Genomic DNA, 16508 nt, shown 5'->3' with positions numbered 1-16508 from the left:
GTGCGTCGAACGGAGAGCGTGGCGTACTCGCACCTGTCCGTGGAGTTGGGGCACTTCTACGCGGAGGACTTCGGCGACGGGTGCCAGGAGCTGCGGCGCAAGTTCGAGCGGATCGCGGACTGGGCGGGGGCGATCCCGGGGCTGGCCCGGCGGGGGCTGCCCCCGCACCGGCAACCGCGCATCAGCACCTGTTTCCTGGTGGACGACTACTTCCACCGGTTCGGCACCCCCCGCGAGGTGATCCCGCAGGTGCAGAGCGCCGCGGCGGAGCACGGCCTGATGGTGGACTACGTGGCGCGGGAGTCCAGCTTCGCCCGGTACGACGGTGTCGAGCTGGCCCAGCTGGTGGTGGACACGCTGGTGGTGGAACCGCCCCGGCACACGAACGGGAGTCGCCCCCCGCTGAGCGAGTCGGGCTGGCTGTCCAACGGTAAGCGCTCGCCCGGGCATGTCGACGCGCCGGCGATGACGCTGCCCCGGCCCTGGTCCCCGCCGGTGCAGTCCGGCGACCCCCGCCACTCCATCTTCGTCGACGTCGAGTTGTGGTCCGACGAACCGAAAACGCGGGTGTGGGCCTGCGCGCTGCTCGCCTCGGTCTGGCAGATGACTCGGCTGGGCGTGCTCCGGCACCGAGGTGAGACGATCACCCAGCCGTCCCGGCTCGCCGGCGAGCTGCCCAACGACTGGGACGAGCTGCCGTCGGTCGTGCAGCTGAACCCGGTCGCCGCGCCGTTCTGCGCGTACCGCACGCTGACCCTGATGGACACCCAGTACCTGCCGGTGGAGCTGGCCGTGCGGACCATCCTCGGCCAGGTGGCGGTGCCACCGCCGGTCGCCGAGCAGGTCGCCAAGCGGGCCGGCGGTGAGGGCCTGCAGTTGCCCAGTGAGCTGGTCGACCGGTTGAGCTACGTGTTCATCGGCGAGTGAGCGTGGTCTGCGCGCTGGCTGACCGTCACCCGGCCGGCCAGGTCGCGCAGCAGGGCCATGTTGCTCACGCTGATCTGATCACGGATCCAGTTGACCGACGACTTCCACTGCCGGCTGAACCCGGGCACCTGCTCCAGCCGGTCCCAGATCGGGCGCAGCCGCGGGTCCACCCGAGCGCCGGGCAGCCACAGGTGCAGCAGGTGCTCCAGCACCGGCCGCAGCCGTTCGACGTGCTCCCGCCCGGAGACCGATCGGGTCACCGCAGCCTCCACCAGGGCGGACAGCATGGTGAGCAGCCAGTCGTGCAGGGCGAGGTCCTCGCAGAGGCCGGCCACGGCGGCCGGCACGTCCTGCGGGCCGACCACGAGCTCGACCGTGCGCAGCGTCGGGGACTCCACGGTGACCACCGCCGAGGCGTCCCGGTCCGGGTCGACCTGCGCGGCCCAGCGCAGCCGGGTGCGCGCCGCGCGCAGTGGCGGGCGCCGGTCCAGCAGGTCCGACATCTGCACGCCGTCGAGCACCCGGCCGGTGATCGCCTCCAGGTTCAGCACGTCGGCGGCGTTGCCGTGCAGAAAGCCTGCCGTCAGGTCCGCGGCGTCCAGCTTGCCGACCGTCTCCAGGACGCCGGGATTGGCCAGGTAGTGCGACCACGGCCGGCGGCGCTCTCCGGCGACGATCTGGATGACCGAGCTGGCCTGCCCGATTCGGCCGCCGGTGATGATGGCCCGGGTGACCACCGCGCCCACCCCGCGCAGCTGGCGCTTCTTGGCGCTGGGTAGCCAGCAGTCAACACCGGTGCGGACGTCGGGCGACACCGCGTACAGCGACGGGCGCCGGGAGGTCAGCACGGACTCGCCCTCGACCAGGCTGAGCACCTCGGCGCTCTGCTCCTGTGCCAGCGCCGTGCTGTGCTGCAGCAGGCTGGTGTGCACCTCACCCACCGTGAGCATGGCTTCCTCCGCATCGCCGCCACCGGTCCGCGGTCGCCCCGCGGAATCCGGTCCCATGGTGATTGACGTACGCCGCCGTGACCCGCACCGACACGGATCCGCATGGAATTACCGAAATACCTGCAAGTACGGGGTTCGGTCCCGTACCGGATCCGTATCTGTCCGGCGGCCATCATAGGCCCCGCGCTGACGGGAATCCCATGTGCGGCCGGGGTTCCCGGGGGTTCAAGGGTCAGAGGGATGTGACGTCTACTGATATTTTCGATGGTGCGGTCCCCAGCCACCCCCTGGAGTTTGCCGTCCCATGAAGGTTTATATTTCGGCCACCCAAAAGGACCTGCTGGAATATCGCGCCGCCGTGCACGCCGTGGCCCGTCGTCTCGAGATCGAGGACGTGGCCATGGAGGCGTACGGGGCCGACATCAGGCCACCCCTGGAACGCTGCCTGGCCGACGTGCGCCGCTGCGACCTCTACGTGGGGCTGTTCGCCTGGCGGTACGGGTTCCGACCGCCCGGCCAGGAGTCCTCCATCACCGAGTTGGAGTACCGCGAGGCGCTCGCCGCCGGGAAGCCCTGCCTGATCTTCCTGCTCGCCGAGGACACGCCGTGGCCGGTGGACATGATCGACCGGGACGCCGACTGGCAGCAGGTCGTCGCGCTGCGCCGGGAACTCAAGGAACGCCACCTGTGCGCGTTCTTCTCCAGTGTGGACGACCTGTCGGCCAAGGTGACCGTGGCGCTGGCCGACGTGCGCAGCGGCCGATCCCCGGCACGCGAGCCCGCCGACCCCGACACCCACCTGCCGGAGGTCGTACGCAGCCACTACTACAAGCAGTTGGCGCTGAGGTACCAGGCCGTGCCCCTGGACGGCGTCTCCCCGCGACCCACCATCGGATACCTCACGGTCGGCCTGCCCAAGGTGTTCGTCGAGCCGCGGGTGCACGAGGACGCCCGGCCGGAGATGCCGCTGGCATGGTGGCGCTGGGCCGGCTCCACACCGGACGGTGACGCCGGCGGGCTGCCCGGCGTGGTCGACCCGGAGGAGGTGGAGCGGCTCTGGGAGGAGTACGCGGCCAAGGACGCACAGGCGCTGTTCGACGTGGTGTGCGACCCGGGCCGGCGGGCGATCGTCCTGCTCGGCGACCCCGGCTCCGGCAAATCCGCGGCCGCCCGGTACCTGGCGCTGGCGCTGGCCGGAGTCTGCGCCGAGCCCCGGCTGGCGGCGCTGGACCGCCACCTGCCGGTCCTGATCGAGCTGCGCTCGTACGCGGCACACTGCGGCGACGGCCGGTGCGACGGCCTGCTGGACTACGTCGGCCACCGCCACCAGCAGGGCCTGGCCGGAATCGACCAGGACGTGCTGGAGGCGTACCTGCGACAGGGCGGCCAGGCGCTGTTCCTGTTCGACGGCCTGGACGAGGTGTTCGACCCGGCGCAGCGGGAGGAGGTCGCCGCGCAGATCGCCACGTTCGCCAACGAGTACCCGGGGGTGCGGACGGTGGTCACCTCCCGGGCGGCAGGCTACCTGCGACACACCTTCGCCAACGCCGGCTTCGACCACTTCACCCTTGAGGACCTCGACGACGAGCGAATCGCCCGGTTCCTCGGCAACTGGTACCGCTATGTGATGCCCACGCCGGCGCCCGAGGCGGACCGGCAGCGGCGGCAGATCCTCGACGTGGTCCGCGGGTCCCGGGCGATGCACGAGATCGCCAGCAACCCCCTGCTGCTGATGCTGATGGCGATCGTCGGCCGGGGCCACCCGCTGCCACGCAACCGCCGCCGGCTCTACGCGCACGTCACCGACGTGCTGATCTCCGAGTGGGACGTCACCAAGCAGCTGCGGGAAAGCCACGGCGACGTGCCGCCGCTGGACCCCCAGGCCAAGCGACGGCTGCTGCGCCACCTGGCGTTCTGGATGCAGTTCCGGGAGTCCGGCCCGGCCGGAAACTACATCGAATCCGACGAGCTGGCGCGCATCTTCCGCGACCACCTGGTGGACTTCTACGGTTTCGAGAACGAGCGGGCACTCGCCATGGCCTACTCAATGATCGACAAACTGCGCCAGCGAAGCTTCATCCTGGAACGGTACGGACTGCGACTGTTCGGGTTCGTGCACCGCACGTTCCTGGAGTTCTTCTGCGCCGAGGAGATCGTGGACAGGTTCGAGCACGATCCGGACGCCTGGAGCCTCGACCAGCTGCGCACGCTCTTCCGCGACCACTGGGCCGACCCGTCCTGGCGGGAGGTGCTCCGCCTGGTCGCCAGCGCGCTGCCCGCCCCGGCCGCCGACGACCTGGTCACGCTCCTCGCCACCGAGGTCAACCAACCCTGGCCGCCGCTGAACCTGGCCGGCCCGCCATGGAACCTGGTGCTGGCCGCCCAGTGCGTGGCGGAGGCGCCGCAGCCGGCCGAGCTCGCCGGTGCGGGCGAAGCCGTGCTGCGCCAGATCGTGCTGCTGGTCGAGCACGGTATCTCCGCCGACGACCCGAACCTGGTCGAGCTCACCGAGCAGGAGCTGCTGTCCTCCATCCGGGCACTCGGGCCGCACTGGCCCGGCCGGGGCGCCTTTCTGCACTGGTACCGCCGCCGCGGGGTGCGGACCAGCTGGCGCTCGGGCTCCGCCTTCGCCACCCGGATCGCCGCGGTGCTGTCCACCCCGGCGGAGCAACTGGAGGACCTGCTGGTCCGGGAACTCGGCCAGGGCCGCGAGCGACAGGCCCACCTCACCCTGGTCGCCGGACTGGCCGAGGCCGCCGGCCGGCTGGACACCACCAGCCGCAGCCGCCGCCGGTGGCGCGACCTGCTGCTCGCCCAGGCCCAGGCGGAGGTCTCCACCGCGGTACGGCAGGCCGCCGTACGCGCCCTGGTCGCCCACTTCAGCGCCGACCCCGATCTCGTCGACGTGCTGTCCGACCTCGCCGAGGCACCCGATCCCGCGGTACGCGCGCTCGCCGCGCAGTCCCTCGGCGGCCGACCCGAGCTGCCCCAGGACGTCCGGCACCTGCTGGTGACCGCCACCGCAGACCCCGCCACCGCGGTGCGGCGCGCCGCCGCCGCAGTGCTCGCCGCGCGCAGCGCCGACCTGCCGGACGCACCCGAGACGCTGCGGCGGCTGCTGGTCACCGACACCGACCCCGCAGTGGTGCAGTGCGCGCTGGAAGGCCTGTCGGCGCTGCCGGAACACGCCGAGGCGGCCCGCACGCGGGCGCTGGAGCGGGTGGCCGGCGACGCCCCGGACGAGGTACGCCGCTGCCTGGTGACCGAGCTGCTGCCCGGCAGGCCCAGCCCGGACAGCACCGAGTTGCTGCTGAAGCTGGCCGGCTCAACCTCCTCTGCGCGGCTGCGCACGGTCGCCGTGCAGCGGCTGGCGCTCGTACCCGACCCGGAGGGGCGCTGCCGAGCCCGGCTGGTCGACCAGATCGAGCAGGACGAGGACGCATCCGTGCGGGCCGCGGCGGTGACCGCGCTGCTCGACCAGGACCGGGTGGACGACACCGGATGGACGGTGGCGGCGCAGGTGGCGCGTGCCGACGAGGACGCGACCGTGCGCCTCGCCGCGGTGCGCGCGCTCGCCGAGGCCTACCCGGACCACCGCACCGGGGAACTGCTGCTGGAACGGGCCCGCCGGGACCCGACCGCGAGCGTCCGGCTCGCCGCGGTCGACCTGCTCACCGGCCGGCCACTGGTCGACCACGCCACCCGCGACCTGCTCATCAGCCGGGCTTCCCAGGAACGGGACCCGATCGTCCGGTTGCGGGTCACCCGCAGCCTGACCCGCCTCGCCGATCCGCCGGACCCCGAGGTGCGGGAGTGCCTGGCCGAGCAGCTCAGCCGCGACCCCGACCCGAACGTGCTGCGCGCGGCCGCACAGGCGCTCGCCCGCCACGGCGACACCGACGGCCTGGTGGAGACGCTGTGCCGGCGGGCCCGTCGGGACAGCTACGCCGGCATCCGGCTGGCCGCGGTGCAGAGCCTGTGCGCGTACGGGAGCCCCGACGTGGTGACCGATGTGCTACTCGAGTGCGTCGAGTCGGACACCGACCCGGCCGTGTTCGACGCGGCGGTGCGCTGCCTGACCGAGCGGGGCTCGGCGTCCATGGCGGTGACGCTGCGGCTGATGCGCCGCCTGGCCGACCAGGACCCGGCGATCCGTGCCCGCATCGCCGCCGCCCTCGGCGAACACTTCGGGGCCGATCCGGAGGTCCGCGTACTGCTGGTGGGCCTGGTCCGCGACGACCCGGACCTCGAGGTCCGGCGCCGGGCCGTGGAGCAGCTGGGCGCCACGCTGGCTGGCCGGGTGGGGGTACGGGACCTGCTGCTGCGGCTCGCGGACGACGACGACTGGGAGATCCGCCGGACCGCGCTGCTCGCGCTGACCACTCACTACCGTGGGGACACCCGGACCCGGGAGGTGCTCGTCCGGCTCGCCCACCAGGAGGACGACGGCACCGTGCGGCGGCTGGCCGGGCAACTGCTGGCCGCCCTGCCCGGTACCAACCCTGACGACTTCCCGTGACGATGGGTGGCTGACGGGCGGCCATCAGCGCCCGGTTGGGTCGGCGCGCGGATCCCAGCCGAGCACGTACGCCGGGTCGCGCAACCGCGCGGCCTCGCTCGTGGTGAGCTGCCGCGAGCAGGGCAGCCGGGCGGCGGTGTCGAGCGGCTGGCCGGCGAGATCGGTGCTGCCGTACTCCCAGAAGCGCAACTGGTTGGCCGCGGCGCAGTCGTTCGGATTCGTGATCTGCCAGCCGGTCCTCTTCACGTGCGTGTCCATCGCGGTGTCGATGAAGACGACCTGGCTGGTGGGGAAGCGGTTGAGCTCGATCCGGCTGAGGTAGACGCTGTCATCCGGCGCTTCCGCTCCCCGGGTGAGCCGTACGTCCACGAAGACGTTGCCGGGGCCGTCGTCGGTGTTTCGTACCTGGTTGTAGTACCCGGCGTGCAGTGCCTTCAGCTCCGAGTGCTGCACGAAGACGCCGCCGGTGCCCCAGACGAAGTCCACGTCGCCTTCGATGTAGCTGTCCGTGACGAACGCTCGACCCTGCAGCCGTAGGGTGTCCTGGAAGCTGAGCAGGCGAACCCGGGCCAAGGTGATCCGGTCGCCATTGCCCCGGAACGCCTCGGCCTGGGAGCCGCGATACGGCGTGAGGTTGTGCACCGTCACGTCGGTCAACCGGAAGTCGTCGGCGTCCACACCGAAGGCCGCCCGCCAGCAGTTGAAGCGGTCCGGCTGGGGGAGTACGCGTCGTGGGCACCAGCTCTGCTCCGGCGGTACGTCGCTCATCGCCGAGTCACCGTTGAGCAGGTTGTTGTTCGGGTAGGCGATGGTCGTGCGTCCCGCGCCGGCGCCGGTGATCGAGATGTGCGGCCGGGCCTGCGACACGTAGACGATCTCCCGGTAAACCCCGGGTGCGATGTCGATGCGGACGGGCCGCGTGTTGCCCTCGGGGACGAAATCGATGGCGCCCTGCACCGTGCAGAAGTCGGCCTCCCCTCGGCCGTCCACCGTCAGCCGGTCCGACTGCGGTCGGGGATCCGGCTTCGTCCGGAACTGCCAGGCGGTCGGACCGGTGACGCCGGTGTCGCCGACGAAGAAGCCGGGATCAACGCTGACGTAGTAGACCTGCCGGGGCGCGAGCCGGGTGTGCAGGTACACCGACGCCACGTCGCCGTCGATGACGACGGGCTGGTAGTTCCAGCGGTGGATCTGGCCGTAGTCCGTTCGTGCGCCGCCGACAGCACGCTGGTACGTCGCCGGATCGGCGAGGTCGATCGTATCCACGACGGCGCCGCCGGCGCGGTGCACCCGCAGACGGCCGGCGGTGCCGAGCTGCACGGGGTGGTCGAAGGTCAACCGCAGGGGAGTGTCCGTGCACACCGCGGTCGTCGGACCGTTCGGCTCCAAACGGACCGGAGCGCTGGTCGTGTCCGAAGACAGGGCGGCCAGCTGGGGGAGGGGTGCGTGACCGGCCGGCGGAAGCCACGTACCCGACAGCACCAGGGCGGCGGTGACCAGCAGTGCTCTGGTGAGAGCCATGGCCCTCCTTCATCGAAGGCGGCGGAGGTAGGCCCGGGCGCGCGTGGCACCCGACTGGGGAGGCAAAGCTTTTCCGACACCACCGTCGCAGGGCAGGTCCCCGTCCGTCAATCCGTTGACGCCGATGCGTCCAGCCGGTAGGAAAAGCTTTACCCGCCTGTCCCGGCGAGATCAGGAGAGTTCCATGACGACCGAACACAGCAGACGTGACTTCCTCCGATGGGCCGGGGTGGCTGCCTCCGCCGCGGCCTTCGCACCGCTGGCCGCCGGCCGAGCAAGCGCCGATCCGACGCCCGCCGGCAACCCCTGGGCCCGTGCCGAGTACATCAGCGCGAAGGTACGCCGCCCGCACTTCCCGCAGCGGTGGTTCGACATCCGCACCTTCGGCGCCGTCGGTGACGGTGCCACCGACAGCACGGAGGCGATCAGGCAGGCGATCGCGGCGTGTCACGCCTCCGGCGGCGGGCACGTGGTGGTGCCGGCCGGCAGGTTCCTCACCGGGCCGATCCACCTGCTCAGCAACGTCGACCTGCACGTCACCGCCGAGGCGGTCGTGCTGTTCAGCCAGCGCCCCGCCGACTACCTGCCAGCCGTCCTGACCCGGTTCGAGGGCGTCGAACTCTACAACTACTCACCGCTCATCTACGCCCTGGACCAGGAGAACATCGGGGTCACCGGCTCGGGTGTGCTCGACGGCCAGGCCGACAACAGCCACTGGTGGCCATGGAAGGGCAAGACCGAGTACGGGTGGAAGCCCGGCGACCCGAAGCAGGACGCCGCCCGAACCCGGCTGTTCGCGATGGCCGAGCAGGGCGTCCCGGTCGAGCAGCGCGTGTTCGGCGAGGGCGACTACCTACGCCCGTCGTTCATCGAACCCTACCGCTGCCGGAACGTGGTCATCGAGGGAGTCACCCTCGTCCGATCGCCGATGTGGGAGATCCACCCGACGCTGTCCGAGAACGTGCTGGTGCAGAACGTCACCGTCAATTCCCACGGCCCGAACAACGACGGCTGCGACCCCGAGTCCAGCCGCATGGTCGTCATCCGCGGCTGCACCTTCGACACCGGCGACGACTGCATCGCGATCAAGGCCGGGCGAAACGCCGACGGGCGCCGGGTCAACGTCCCGAGCGAGGACATCCTCATCGAGGACTGCCTGATGCGCGACGGCCATGGCGGAGTGACCATCGGCAGCGAGATGTCCGGCGGGGTGCGCAACGTCTTCGCCCGCAACTGTGAGATGTCCAGCCCCAACCTGGACATCGCCCTGCGGTTCAAGACGAACTCCGTCCGCGGGGGGTTCATCACCGACATCTACGCCCGCGACATCCGCATCGGCGAGGTCGCCGGCGCCGTCATCGACGTCAACTTCTACTACGAGGAGGGCCCCGGCCACGGGTTCAACCCGGTCGTGCGCAACATCGACGTCCGCAACCTGACCGTCGGCCAGGCCGGGCGCGCCCTCAACCTGCGCGGCTACGCCGACGACCACATCACCGACGTGACCCTCACCGACGTGGACTTCGGCATCACCAGCAACCCCGACGTGGTGCAGTACGTCGACAACCTCGTGCTCCGTAACGTCGTCGAGAACGGGCAGCCGCTCGAGCTCGCGTCCGCTGCGGCCTGAGTGTCCGAAGCACTGGCGGCCGCATGGTCAAATGTGGCGGTGCAGCGAACGCCCCGCAGCTCACCGCCCCGCTCGACCATCCACGACGTGGCTCGACTCGCGCAGGTGTCCACCGCGACCGTGTCCCGGGTGCTGACCGGCGCCAAGCCGGTCTCGGCCGACCTGGCCCAACGGGTACGCGACGCCGCAGCGCGCCTGGACTACCGGCCCAACCCCGCGGCGCAGGTGTTGCTCAGCGGACGCTCGCACACCGTCGGCGTCGTCGTCCCCGACCTCGCGAATCCCTACTTCGCCGAGGTGCTCAAGGGTGCGACGCCGGCGGCCGCCGAGCACGGCTGGCGCACCCTCGTCGCCGACACCGACGAGGACCCCGAGGTCGAGTACCGGGCCGCCAGCGAACTGGGCCGGTGGGTGGACGGCGTGATGCTGTGCTCACCCCGGATGAGCACCCTCCGACTCCGGGAACTGGCCACCAAGCTCCCGGCCCTCGTCCTGGTCAACCGCCTGGTACGACACCCGTCGGTGGCGGCGGTGCTGGTGGACTACCACCAGGGGATGACCCAGCTGTGCGCCCACCTCGCATCGCTCGGGCACCGGCGGCTCGTCTACCTGCAGGGGCCGCCCCACGCCTGGTCCGACGGGCAGCGCCGGCGGGCCCTGCGTACCGCCGCCGGCCGGGGGCTCGACCTCGTGCAGATCCCGTGCGGCTCGACGGCCCCGGACGGCCACCGGGTCGCCGAGGAAGCGCTGGGGCACAAGCCGACCGCGATCGTCGCCTTCAACGACTACGTCGCGCTGGGCGTGCTGAGCCGGCTCACCGAACTCGGCGTCGCGGTGCCGGACGACGTCTCGGTGACCGGTTTCGACGACATCCCGCTCAGCGCCCTCACCCCGCCCGGGCTCACCACGGTCGCCGTGCCCAAGCGGACGGTCGGGCGGCTGGCCTGGCAGCGGCTTGCCACCGAGGGGACCGGAGCGTCGACGACGGCGATCAACGTGCCGGTCGAACTCGCCGTCCGCGGCTCCACCGCCCCACCCTGGCAGGGGCGCGGGTAGCTCAGCGGGTATCGGGCCCGCCGTCCGCCGGGGGGCGCCCGGTGCTGGCGCGGACCGTCAGCGTCGGGGTGAGCATGACCGGCGGTGGCCACTGGTCACCGGCCAGGCGCGCCGACAGGTGACCCCAGGCCAGCCGGCCGAGCTGCGCGCGCTGGTTGCGCAGCGAAGTCAGCGGCGGTCGCGCGTACGCCGCGACGGGGATGTCGTCGTACGAGGTCACCGACACCGCGCCAGGCACCTCGACGCCGGTGTCGTGCAACCAGCTCAGCAGCCCGATCGCGACCAGGTCGTTGAAGGTGATCACCGCCGTCGCGCCGGTGGCCAGCACCTCCGGCCCGGCCGCGTACCCGTGGTCGCCGGACCATCCCCCGGTGATCTCCTCCAGCCGCATGCCCATCTTCCGGGTCAGGGTGCGCAACGTGCGGCGCCGCTGCCCGTCCGACCAGGAGGCGGGTGGCCCACCCACGTACGCGATCCGCCGGTGGCCGAGGGTCGCGAGGTGGTCCAGCAGTTGTCGGCTGCCGGAGCGGTAGTCGACGCAGACCACGCCGGCCTGCTCCGCCGTCCGGTTGACGCAGACGACCGGGATCGGCCCGTCGAGGATTTTGGTGAGGTGCTTCGGTCGCAGCCGCGAGCTGCACAGCACCAGGGCGCTCGCATGGCTGGTCAGCTCCTCCGCGAGCCGCAGTTCCTCGTCGGGGTCCTCTCCGCTCTCGCTGATCAGCAGTCGGTAGCCCGCCGCGCGCGCTGCGGCGCCGAGGCCCTTGAGCACCTCGGGAAAGAACGGGTTGGCCAGGTCGGGCACGGTCACTCCGATGGTGCGGACCCGGCCGAGCTTGAGTTCCTTCGCCGCACCGTCGGCCCGGTAACCCAGCCGCGCGGCGACCGAGCGGACGTGATTGCTCACCTCGAACGAGATCTGCTCCGAGCCGTTGAGGACCCGGGAGACTGTCGACACCGACGTGCCCGCTTCGCGTGCGACGTCGACGAGACGTACCCGCCTTCCGCTCGTCACACCCGCTCCTCCTGATCGTGGCTGGCCGAGTTTCGGCTCATCCGGACGCGGTCGCCGCCGGTCCGGATGTGGTGCGCCGTGAGTCCTCCCGGTCGACCGCGTCGGCGCGGGTCACGTCGAACCAGCTGTTGCTGGTCGCCACTGTACGACCGGGGCGACGGAGGCGCGGAGCACCCTCAGCCGCCATTCTCCTGCAAACGTTTGCTCGGATCGGCGCAAGGGGCTGCGGCCGTCAGGAGCATCGTACGCCCCGGCGCCCGGGCAGCCGGCCCTGATCTGCGCTGGCCGACGGATCTGTCGCCTCAGGACCGTTGACAAGGCTCGGTGGCGGTCGAATAATCCATGCAAACGTTTGCATGCTCGATCGCCGGTGGACGGTCACCTCCGGACTCCCGAGCTCCCCGGCAATGAGCAGATCCCGACCGGTGCCGCAGGGGCAGGGCCGGGCCGACGCCGTACGAGACGCGCACCACCGTCACCACCTGTCCGTTCCCCGAACCGAAAGGAATGCCGTGACGACCCCATCGTCGGGACCGAGGCGAGCATCACGACGCCCACGACGTCCCCGTGCCGCCCTGGTCCTGCTGACCCTGGCCCTCGCTTCGACAGTCACCGCGGCTGCCGCAGCCGACGCGAGCCCCCGAGCCAGCGCCAACGCCGACTCGGCGATGATCCAGCGAATCGTCGACAAGATCGAGACACCCGCCATCCCGAGGCGGGACTATGCCGTCACCGACTTCGGCGCCGTGGGCGACGGCAGCACCGACGCGCGACCGGCCATCATGGCCGCCATCAAGCGCGCCTCTCAGGATGGCGGCGGGCGGGTGGTCCTGCCCGCCGGACGCTGGTTCAGCAAGGGGCCGATCCACCTGGCCAGCCGCATCGACCTGCACGTGGCCGAGGGAGCCACGCTGCTGTTCAGCCCGGCCGCCAAGGACTACCTGCCCGTCGTGCACACCCGCTGGGAGGGCACCGAGCTGTTCGGCTACTCACCGCTGATCTACGCCAATGACGTGCACGACGTGGCGATCACCGGCAAGGGCGTCATCGACGGCAACGAGCAGCACGAGTTCCACAGCTGGACGGGGAAGCAGCAGAACGACCAGCTGAAGCTGCGTCAGATGGGCTTCACCGGCGTGCCGGTCCAGCAGCGGATCTTTGGCGCCGGCACCTACCTACGGCCCAGCGCCATCCAGTTTTTCCACGCCACCCGGGTGCTCCTGGAGGACTACACGATCCACAACTCCCCATTCTGGATCAACCACCTCGTCTACACCGACGACGCCATCGTCCGCAACCTCGTCGTGGACAGCCACCGGGCGAACAACGACGGCGTGGACGTCGACTCGAGCACGCATGTGCTCATCGAGAAGAACACCTTCCGCACCGGCGACGACTCCGTGGTGGTGAAGTCGGGCAGAGACCTCGACGGGCGGGCCATCGGCCGGCCGAGTGAATACGTCGTCGTGCGCAACAACGACATGGGCGGCGAGGACGGCATCGCCCTCGGCAGTGAGATGTCCGGCGACATCCGCTACGTCTACTTCACCGACAACGTGCTGCGCACCGGCGCCTCCGCCATCCGGTTCAAGGGCAACCTCGACCGGGGCGGCACGGTCGAGCACATCCGCGTGCGGAACATGACGGTCGAGTCCTTCGACACCTTCATCTGGTTCCAGCTGAACTACCCCGGCGAACTGGGCGGCAACTTCCCGCCGGTGTACCGCGACATCGTGTTCTCCGACATCACCGTCGAAGCCGCCGGCCAGGTGCTCGAAGCCCATGGCCCGCAGGCCGCGCCGCTGCGGGACGTCCTGCTCAAGGACATCGTGGTGAAGAAGGCGGACAAGCCGTTCGTCCTCGAGAACGTCGAGCGACTCCGCTTCGACAACCTCATGATCAACGGCGACCGGGTCGACGGCAATCTCGACTGGAAGTAGGCGCCGCAGCATGACTCACCACCTTCGACGTCGGGACCTGCTGGCCGTGACCGGCCTCGCCCTGACGGTAGGCACACTCATCCGCCCGTCGGCAGCGACGGCGGTACCGAGCCAGGCCGGCGCGGCGGACCGGGCCTGGGACGAAGCCGCACGGATCCTGCGACGCGTCCAACCGCCCACCTTCCCCGACCGAGACTTCGACATCACCGACTTCGGCGCGGTGGGCGACGGCACGAGCGACTGCACGACGGCCATCCGCGCCGCCATCGCCGAATGCCACCGGGCCGGCGGCGGCCGGGTGGTGGTCCCCGCCGGGGCCTACGCCACCGGCGCCGTCCACCTGCTCAGCAACGTCAATCTGCACCTGGCCGACGGCGCCACGCTCGCCTTCAGCCGCGATCCGGCCGCGTACCTCCCGGTGGTCTACACCCGCTACGAGGGTGTCGAGTTGTTCAACTACTCGGCTCTCGTCTACGCCTACGGCGAGCGTAACGTGGCGATCACCGGAAGCGGTGTGCTCGACGGCCGCGCCGATGCCGAGCACTGGTGGGACTGGACCGGCGGCCCGCCACCCAACGAGGGGCCGGACAAGACCAGCCTGACCAGGATGGCCGCCGACGGTGTGCCCGTGGCCGAGCGGGTCTTCGGCGAGGGGCACTACCTGCGGCCCAACCTCGTGCAGCTCTACTCGTGCCAGAACGTGCTGATCGAGGGCGTCACCGTACGCGACTCACCGATGTGGAACATCCACCCGGTGCTCTGCCGCAACGTCACCATCCGCTCGGTCACCGTGGACAGCCCGCACGGCCCCAACAACGATGGCATCGACCCCGAGTCCTGCACGGACGTGGTGATCGAGAACTGCCGGATCAGCACCGGCGACGACTGCATCGCACTGAAGGCAGGCAAGGACGCCGACGGCCGCCGGGTCAACGTGCCCTGCCAGAACGTCGTCGTGCTCGACTGCGAGATGGCCGACGGCAACGGCGGCGTGACCTTCGGCAGCGAGACCACCGGCGGCATCCGCAACGTCTTCGTCCGGGACTGCCGGATGAGCAGCCCCCGCCTGGAACGCGCCATCCGGCTCAAGAGCAACCCGCAACGCGGCGGCACCATCGAGAACATCTACATCCACCGGGTGGACGTCGGGGTGGCCCGCGGGGTCGCCGTCGAGATGGTGCTCAACTACGCCAACGTCACCACCGGCGACCACCACCCGGACGTGCACGACATCGTGCTCAGCCAGGTGACCGCGGCCTCCACGCCGCAGGCGTACACCCTGCTCGGCAACCCCGGCCACCCGCTGCGCGACATCCGGCTGCACGCCTGCCGGTTCGACGGTGTGACGCAGCCTGACGTCGCCCGCGACGTCGACGCGCTTGCACTCGACCAGGTGTGGGTCAACGGGATCCGCATCGACAACTGATCCGGAGCCGGGTCGGCGGTCTCGCCCGCCGACCCGGCCGGCCCCCAGCACACGAGATGAAGGAGCATGCGCGTGTCCACCCGATGGAGCCGTAAGGACTTCCTGCGACTGGCCGGTGCCGCGGCCGGCGCCACCCTGCTGCCTTTGGCCGGCGGCGCGCCGGCGGAGGCGTCCGGGAGCACCGAGTCCGGGCCGGGTGCCAGCACCGGCGCCGACGCCTGGAGCGACGTCGGCCGCGTCCTACGCAACGTGCAGCCGCCGCGGTTTCCGCTGCGCGACTTCGACATCACCGACTACGGGGCGGTCGGCGATGGTGTCACGCCCGCCACCGCCGCCATCCGCGCGGCGATCGAGGCCTGCACCACGAGCGGCGGCGGCCGGGTCGTGGTCCCCGCTGGCTCGTTCCTCACCGGTGCCGTGCACCTGGCCGACAACGTCAACCTGTACGTCTCCGACGGCGCGACCCTGCTCTTCAGCACCGAGCCGCGCGATTACCTGCCGGTCGTGCTCACCCGGTTCGAGGGCGTCGAACTGATGAACTACTCGCCCCTCATCTACGCCAACGGGTGCACGAACGTGGCGGTCACCGGCACCGGGACGCTGGACGGGCAGGCGTCGTGGGACAACTGGTGGGCCTGGGGCAGCCAGGCCAGCGAGGGGGTGACCCGGCTCGGTCAGTTGGCCGAGCAGGGCGTCCCCGTGTCCGAGCGGGTCTTCGGTCCCGGCTACTACCTGCGGTCGAGCTTCATCCAGACGTACCGGTGCACGAATGTGCTCATCTCCGGGGTCCGGATGGTTCGCTCCCCGATGTGGGAGGTGCACCCGGTGCTGTCGCGCAACGTCACCATCGAGGACCTGCACATCGACACCCGGGGACCGAACAACGACGGTGTCGACGTCGAGTCCTCCCGGTACGTGGTCGTGCGGGGCTGCACGTTCGACGTCGGCGACGACTGCATCGCGATCAAGTCGGGCCGGGAAGCCGACGGGCTGCGGGTCAACGTGCCCTCCGAGGACATTCTGATCGAGCAGTGCACCATGAACATCCGCTACGGCGCTATCACGCTGGGCAGTGAGATGACGGGCGGGGTCCGCAACGTGTTCGTACGCAACTGCCGGATCGGCGGGCCGAACCTCTACTTCGGGCTGTACATCAAGACGAACTCTCACCGGGGCGGCTTCGCCGAGAACATCTTCCTCAAGGACATCGAGATCTCGAACCTGACGAAGGAAGTGATCTCCTGCAACTTCTACCGGGGCGAGGGGGACACCGGCCCGTTGACCCCGCGGGTGCGTAACGTCGAGTTGCGCAACGTCCGGGTGGGCCGGGCCCGCAACGCCTTCTCCATGACCGGCTATCCCCGCTCGCCGATCCAGGATGTCCGGATCGTCAACTGCACGTTCGAGGAGATCGCCCAGCCGAGCACCCTGCAGGACGTCGACATCGCCTTCCACAACTTCCAGGTCAACGGCACCCAGGTCACCGATCCCCGCCAGCTCCTCTGAGCGGGACGACCGACGGCG

The 16508-nt window shown here is 70.7% G+C and carries 10 protein-coding genes; 7 read left to right on the top strand and 3 right to left on the bottom strand.

Translation table 11 applies throughout. The features are described 5' to 3' along the window. A complete protein-coding gene (locus ACY34I_RS00250) occupies positions 1–927 on the top strand; it encodes an SCO2522 family protein (protein WP_462751240.1) in 927 nt (308 codons plus the stop codon). On the opposite strand, the gene ACY34I_RS00245 is transcribed toward ACY34I_RS00250, so the two are convergent. Continuing rightward, complete coding sequence (locus tag ACY34I_RS00245; protein ID WP_462751238.1) at positions 906–1877, bottom strand: SCO2521 family protein; 972 nt, start codon at positions 1875–1877, stop codon at positions 906–908. The two genes, ACY34I_RS00250 and ACY34I_RS00245, sit on opposite strands and share 22 nt — an antisense overlap. Before the next feature lie 304 nt (positions 1878–2181). Here ACY34I_RS00245 and ACY34I_RS00240 point away from each other — a divergent pair, with 304 nt between their 5' ends. After that, positions 2182–6396 (top strand): HEAT repeat domain-containing protein, encoded by a 4215-nt coding sequence (locus ACY34I_RS00240; RefSeq protein ID WP_462751236.1) that lies wholly within the window; start codon positions 2182–2184, stop codon positions 6394–6396. A 24-nt stretch (positions 6397–6420) separates the two neighbouring features. Here the strand turns inward: ACY34I_RS00240 and ACY34I_RS00235 are convergent, their stop codons facing one another. Then, the gene (locus tag ACY34I_RS00235; protein ID WP_462751234.1) at positions 6421–7917 is read right to left on the bottom strand and encodes a pectinesterase family protein; all 1497 of its coding nucleotides are present in this window, start codon (positions 7915–7917) and stop codon (positions 6421–6423) included. A gap of 184 nt (positions 7918–8101) precedes the next feature. On the opposite strand from ACY34I_RS00235, the gene ACY34I_RS00230 reads away from it, so the two are divergent. Then, positions 8102–9547, top strand: coding sequence for a glycoside hydrolase family 28 protein (locus tag ACY34I_RS00230; RefSeq protein ID WP_462751232.1), 1446 nt, complete (start codon positions 8102–8104; stop codon positions 9545–9547). 87 nt (positions 9548–9634) lie between these two features. Beyond that, the gene (locus ACY34I_RS00225) at positions 9635–10603 is read left to right on the top strand and encodes a LacI family DNA-binding transcriptional regulator (protein ID WP_462751230.1); all 969 of its coding nucleotides are present in this window, start codon (positions 9635–9637) and stop codon (positions 10601–10603) included. 1 nt (position 10604) lies between these two features. Here ACY34I_RS00225 and ACY34I_RS00220 read toward each other — a convergent pair whose 3' ends face one another. After that, entirely contained in the window at positions 10605–11618 is a 1014-nt protein-coding gene (locus tag ACY34I_RS00220; RefSeq protein ID WP_462751228.1) for a LacI family DNA-binding transcriptional regulator, read from the bottom strand. 668 nt (positions 11619–12286) lie between these two features. On the opposite strand from ACY34I_RS00220, the gene ACY34I_RS00215 reads away from it, so the two are divergent. The 3 genes from ACY34I_RS00215 (at position 12287) to ACY34I_RS00205 (ending at position 16490) form a co-directional block, all read left to right on the top strand. Then, positions 12287–13558 (top strand): glycoside hydrolase family 28 protein, encoded by a 1272-nt coding sequence (locus ACY34I_RS00215; RefSeq protein WP_462751226.1) that lies wholly within the window; start codon positions 12287–12289, stop codon positions 13556–13558. 10 nt (positions 13559–13568) lie between these two features. Continuing rightward, positions 13569–14984, top strand: coding sequence for a glycoside hydrolase family 28 protein (locus ACY34I_RS00210; protein WP_462751224.1), 1416 nt, complete (start codon positions 13569–13571; stop codon positions 14982–14984). Positions 14985–15056: 72 nt separating this feature from the next. Further along, a complete protein-coding gene (locus ACY34I_RS00205; protein ID WP_462751222.1) occupies positions 15057–16490 on the top strand; it encodes a glycoside hydrolase family 28 protein in 1434 nt (477 codons plus the stop codon). Positions 16491–16508 lie beyond the last annotated feature (18 nt).

The sequence above is a fragment of the Micromonospora sp. RTBAU3-60 genome (genome assembly GCF_054963695.1).
This window is presented reverse-complemented; position numbering and strand designations above follow the sequence as displayed.

Coding starts and splice junctions, on each gene's coding strand:
- ACY34I_RS00245 (WP_462751238.1), bottom strand. CDS start 1,877: ATGCTCACGGTGGGTGAGGTGCACACCAGCCTGCTGCAGCACAGCACG.
- ACY34I_RS00240 (WP_462751236.1), top strand. CDS start 2,182: ATGAAGGTTTATATTTCGGCCACCCAAAAGGACCTGCTGGAATATCGC.
- ACY34I_RS00235 (WP_462751234.1), bottom strand. CDS start 7,917: ATGGCTCTCACCAGAGCACTGCTGGTCACCGCCGCCCTGGTGCTGTCG.
- ACY34I_RS00230 (WP_462751232.1), top strand. CDS start 8,102: ATGACGACCGAACACAGCAGACGTGACTTCCTCCGATGGGCCGGGGTG.
- ACY34I_RS00215 (WP_462751226.1), top strand. CDS start 12,287: ATGATCCAGCGAATCGTCGACAAGATCGAGACACCCGCCATCCCGAGG.
- ACY34I_RS00210 (WP_462751224.1), top strand. CDS start 13,569: ATGACTCACCACCTTCGACGTCGGGACCTGCTGGCCGTGACCGGCCTC.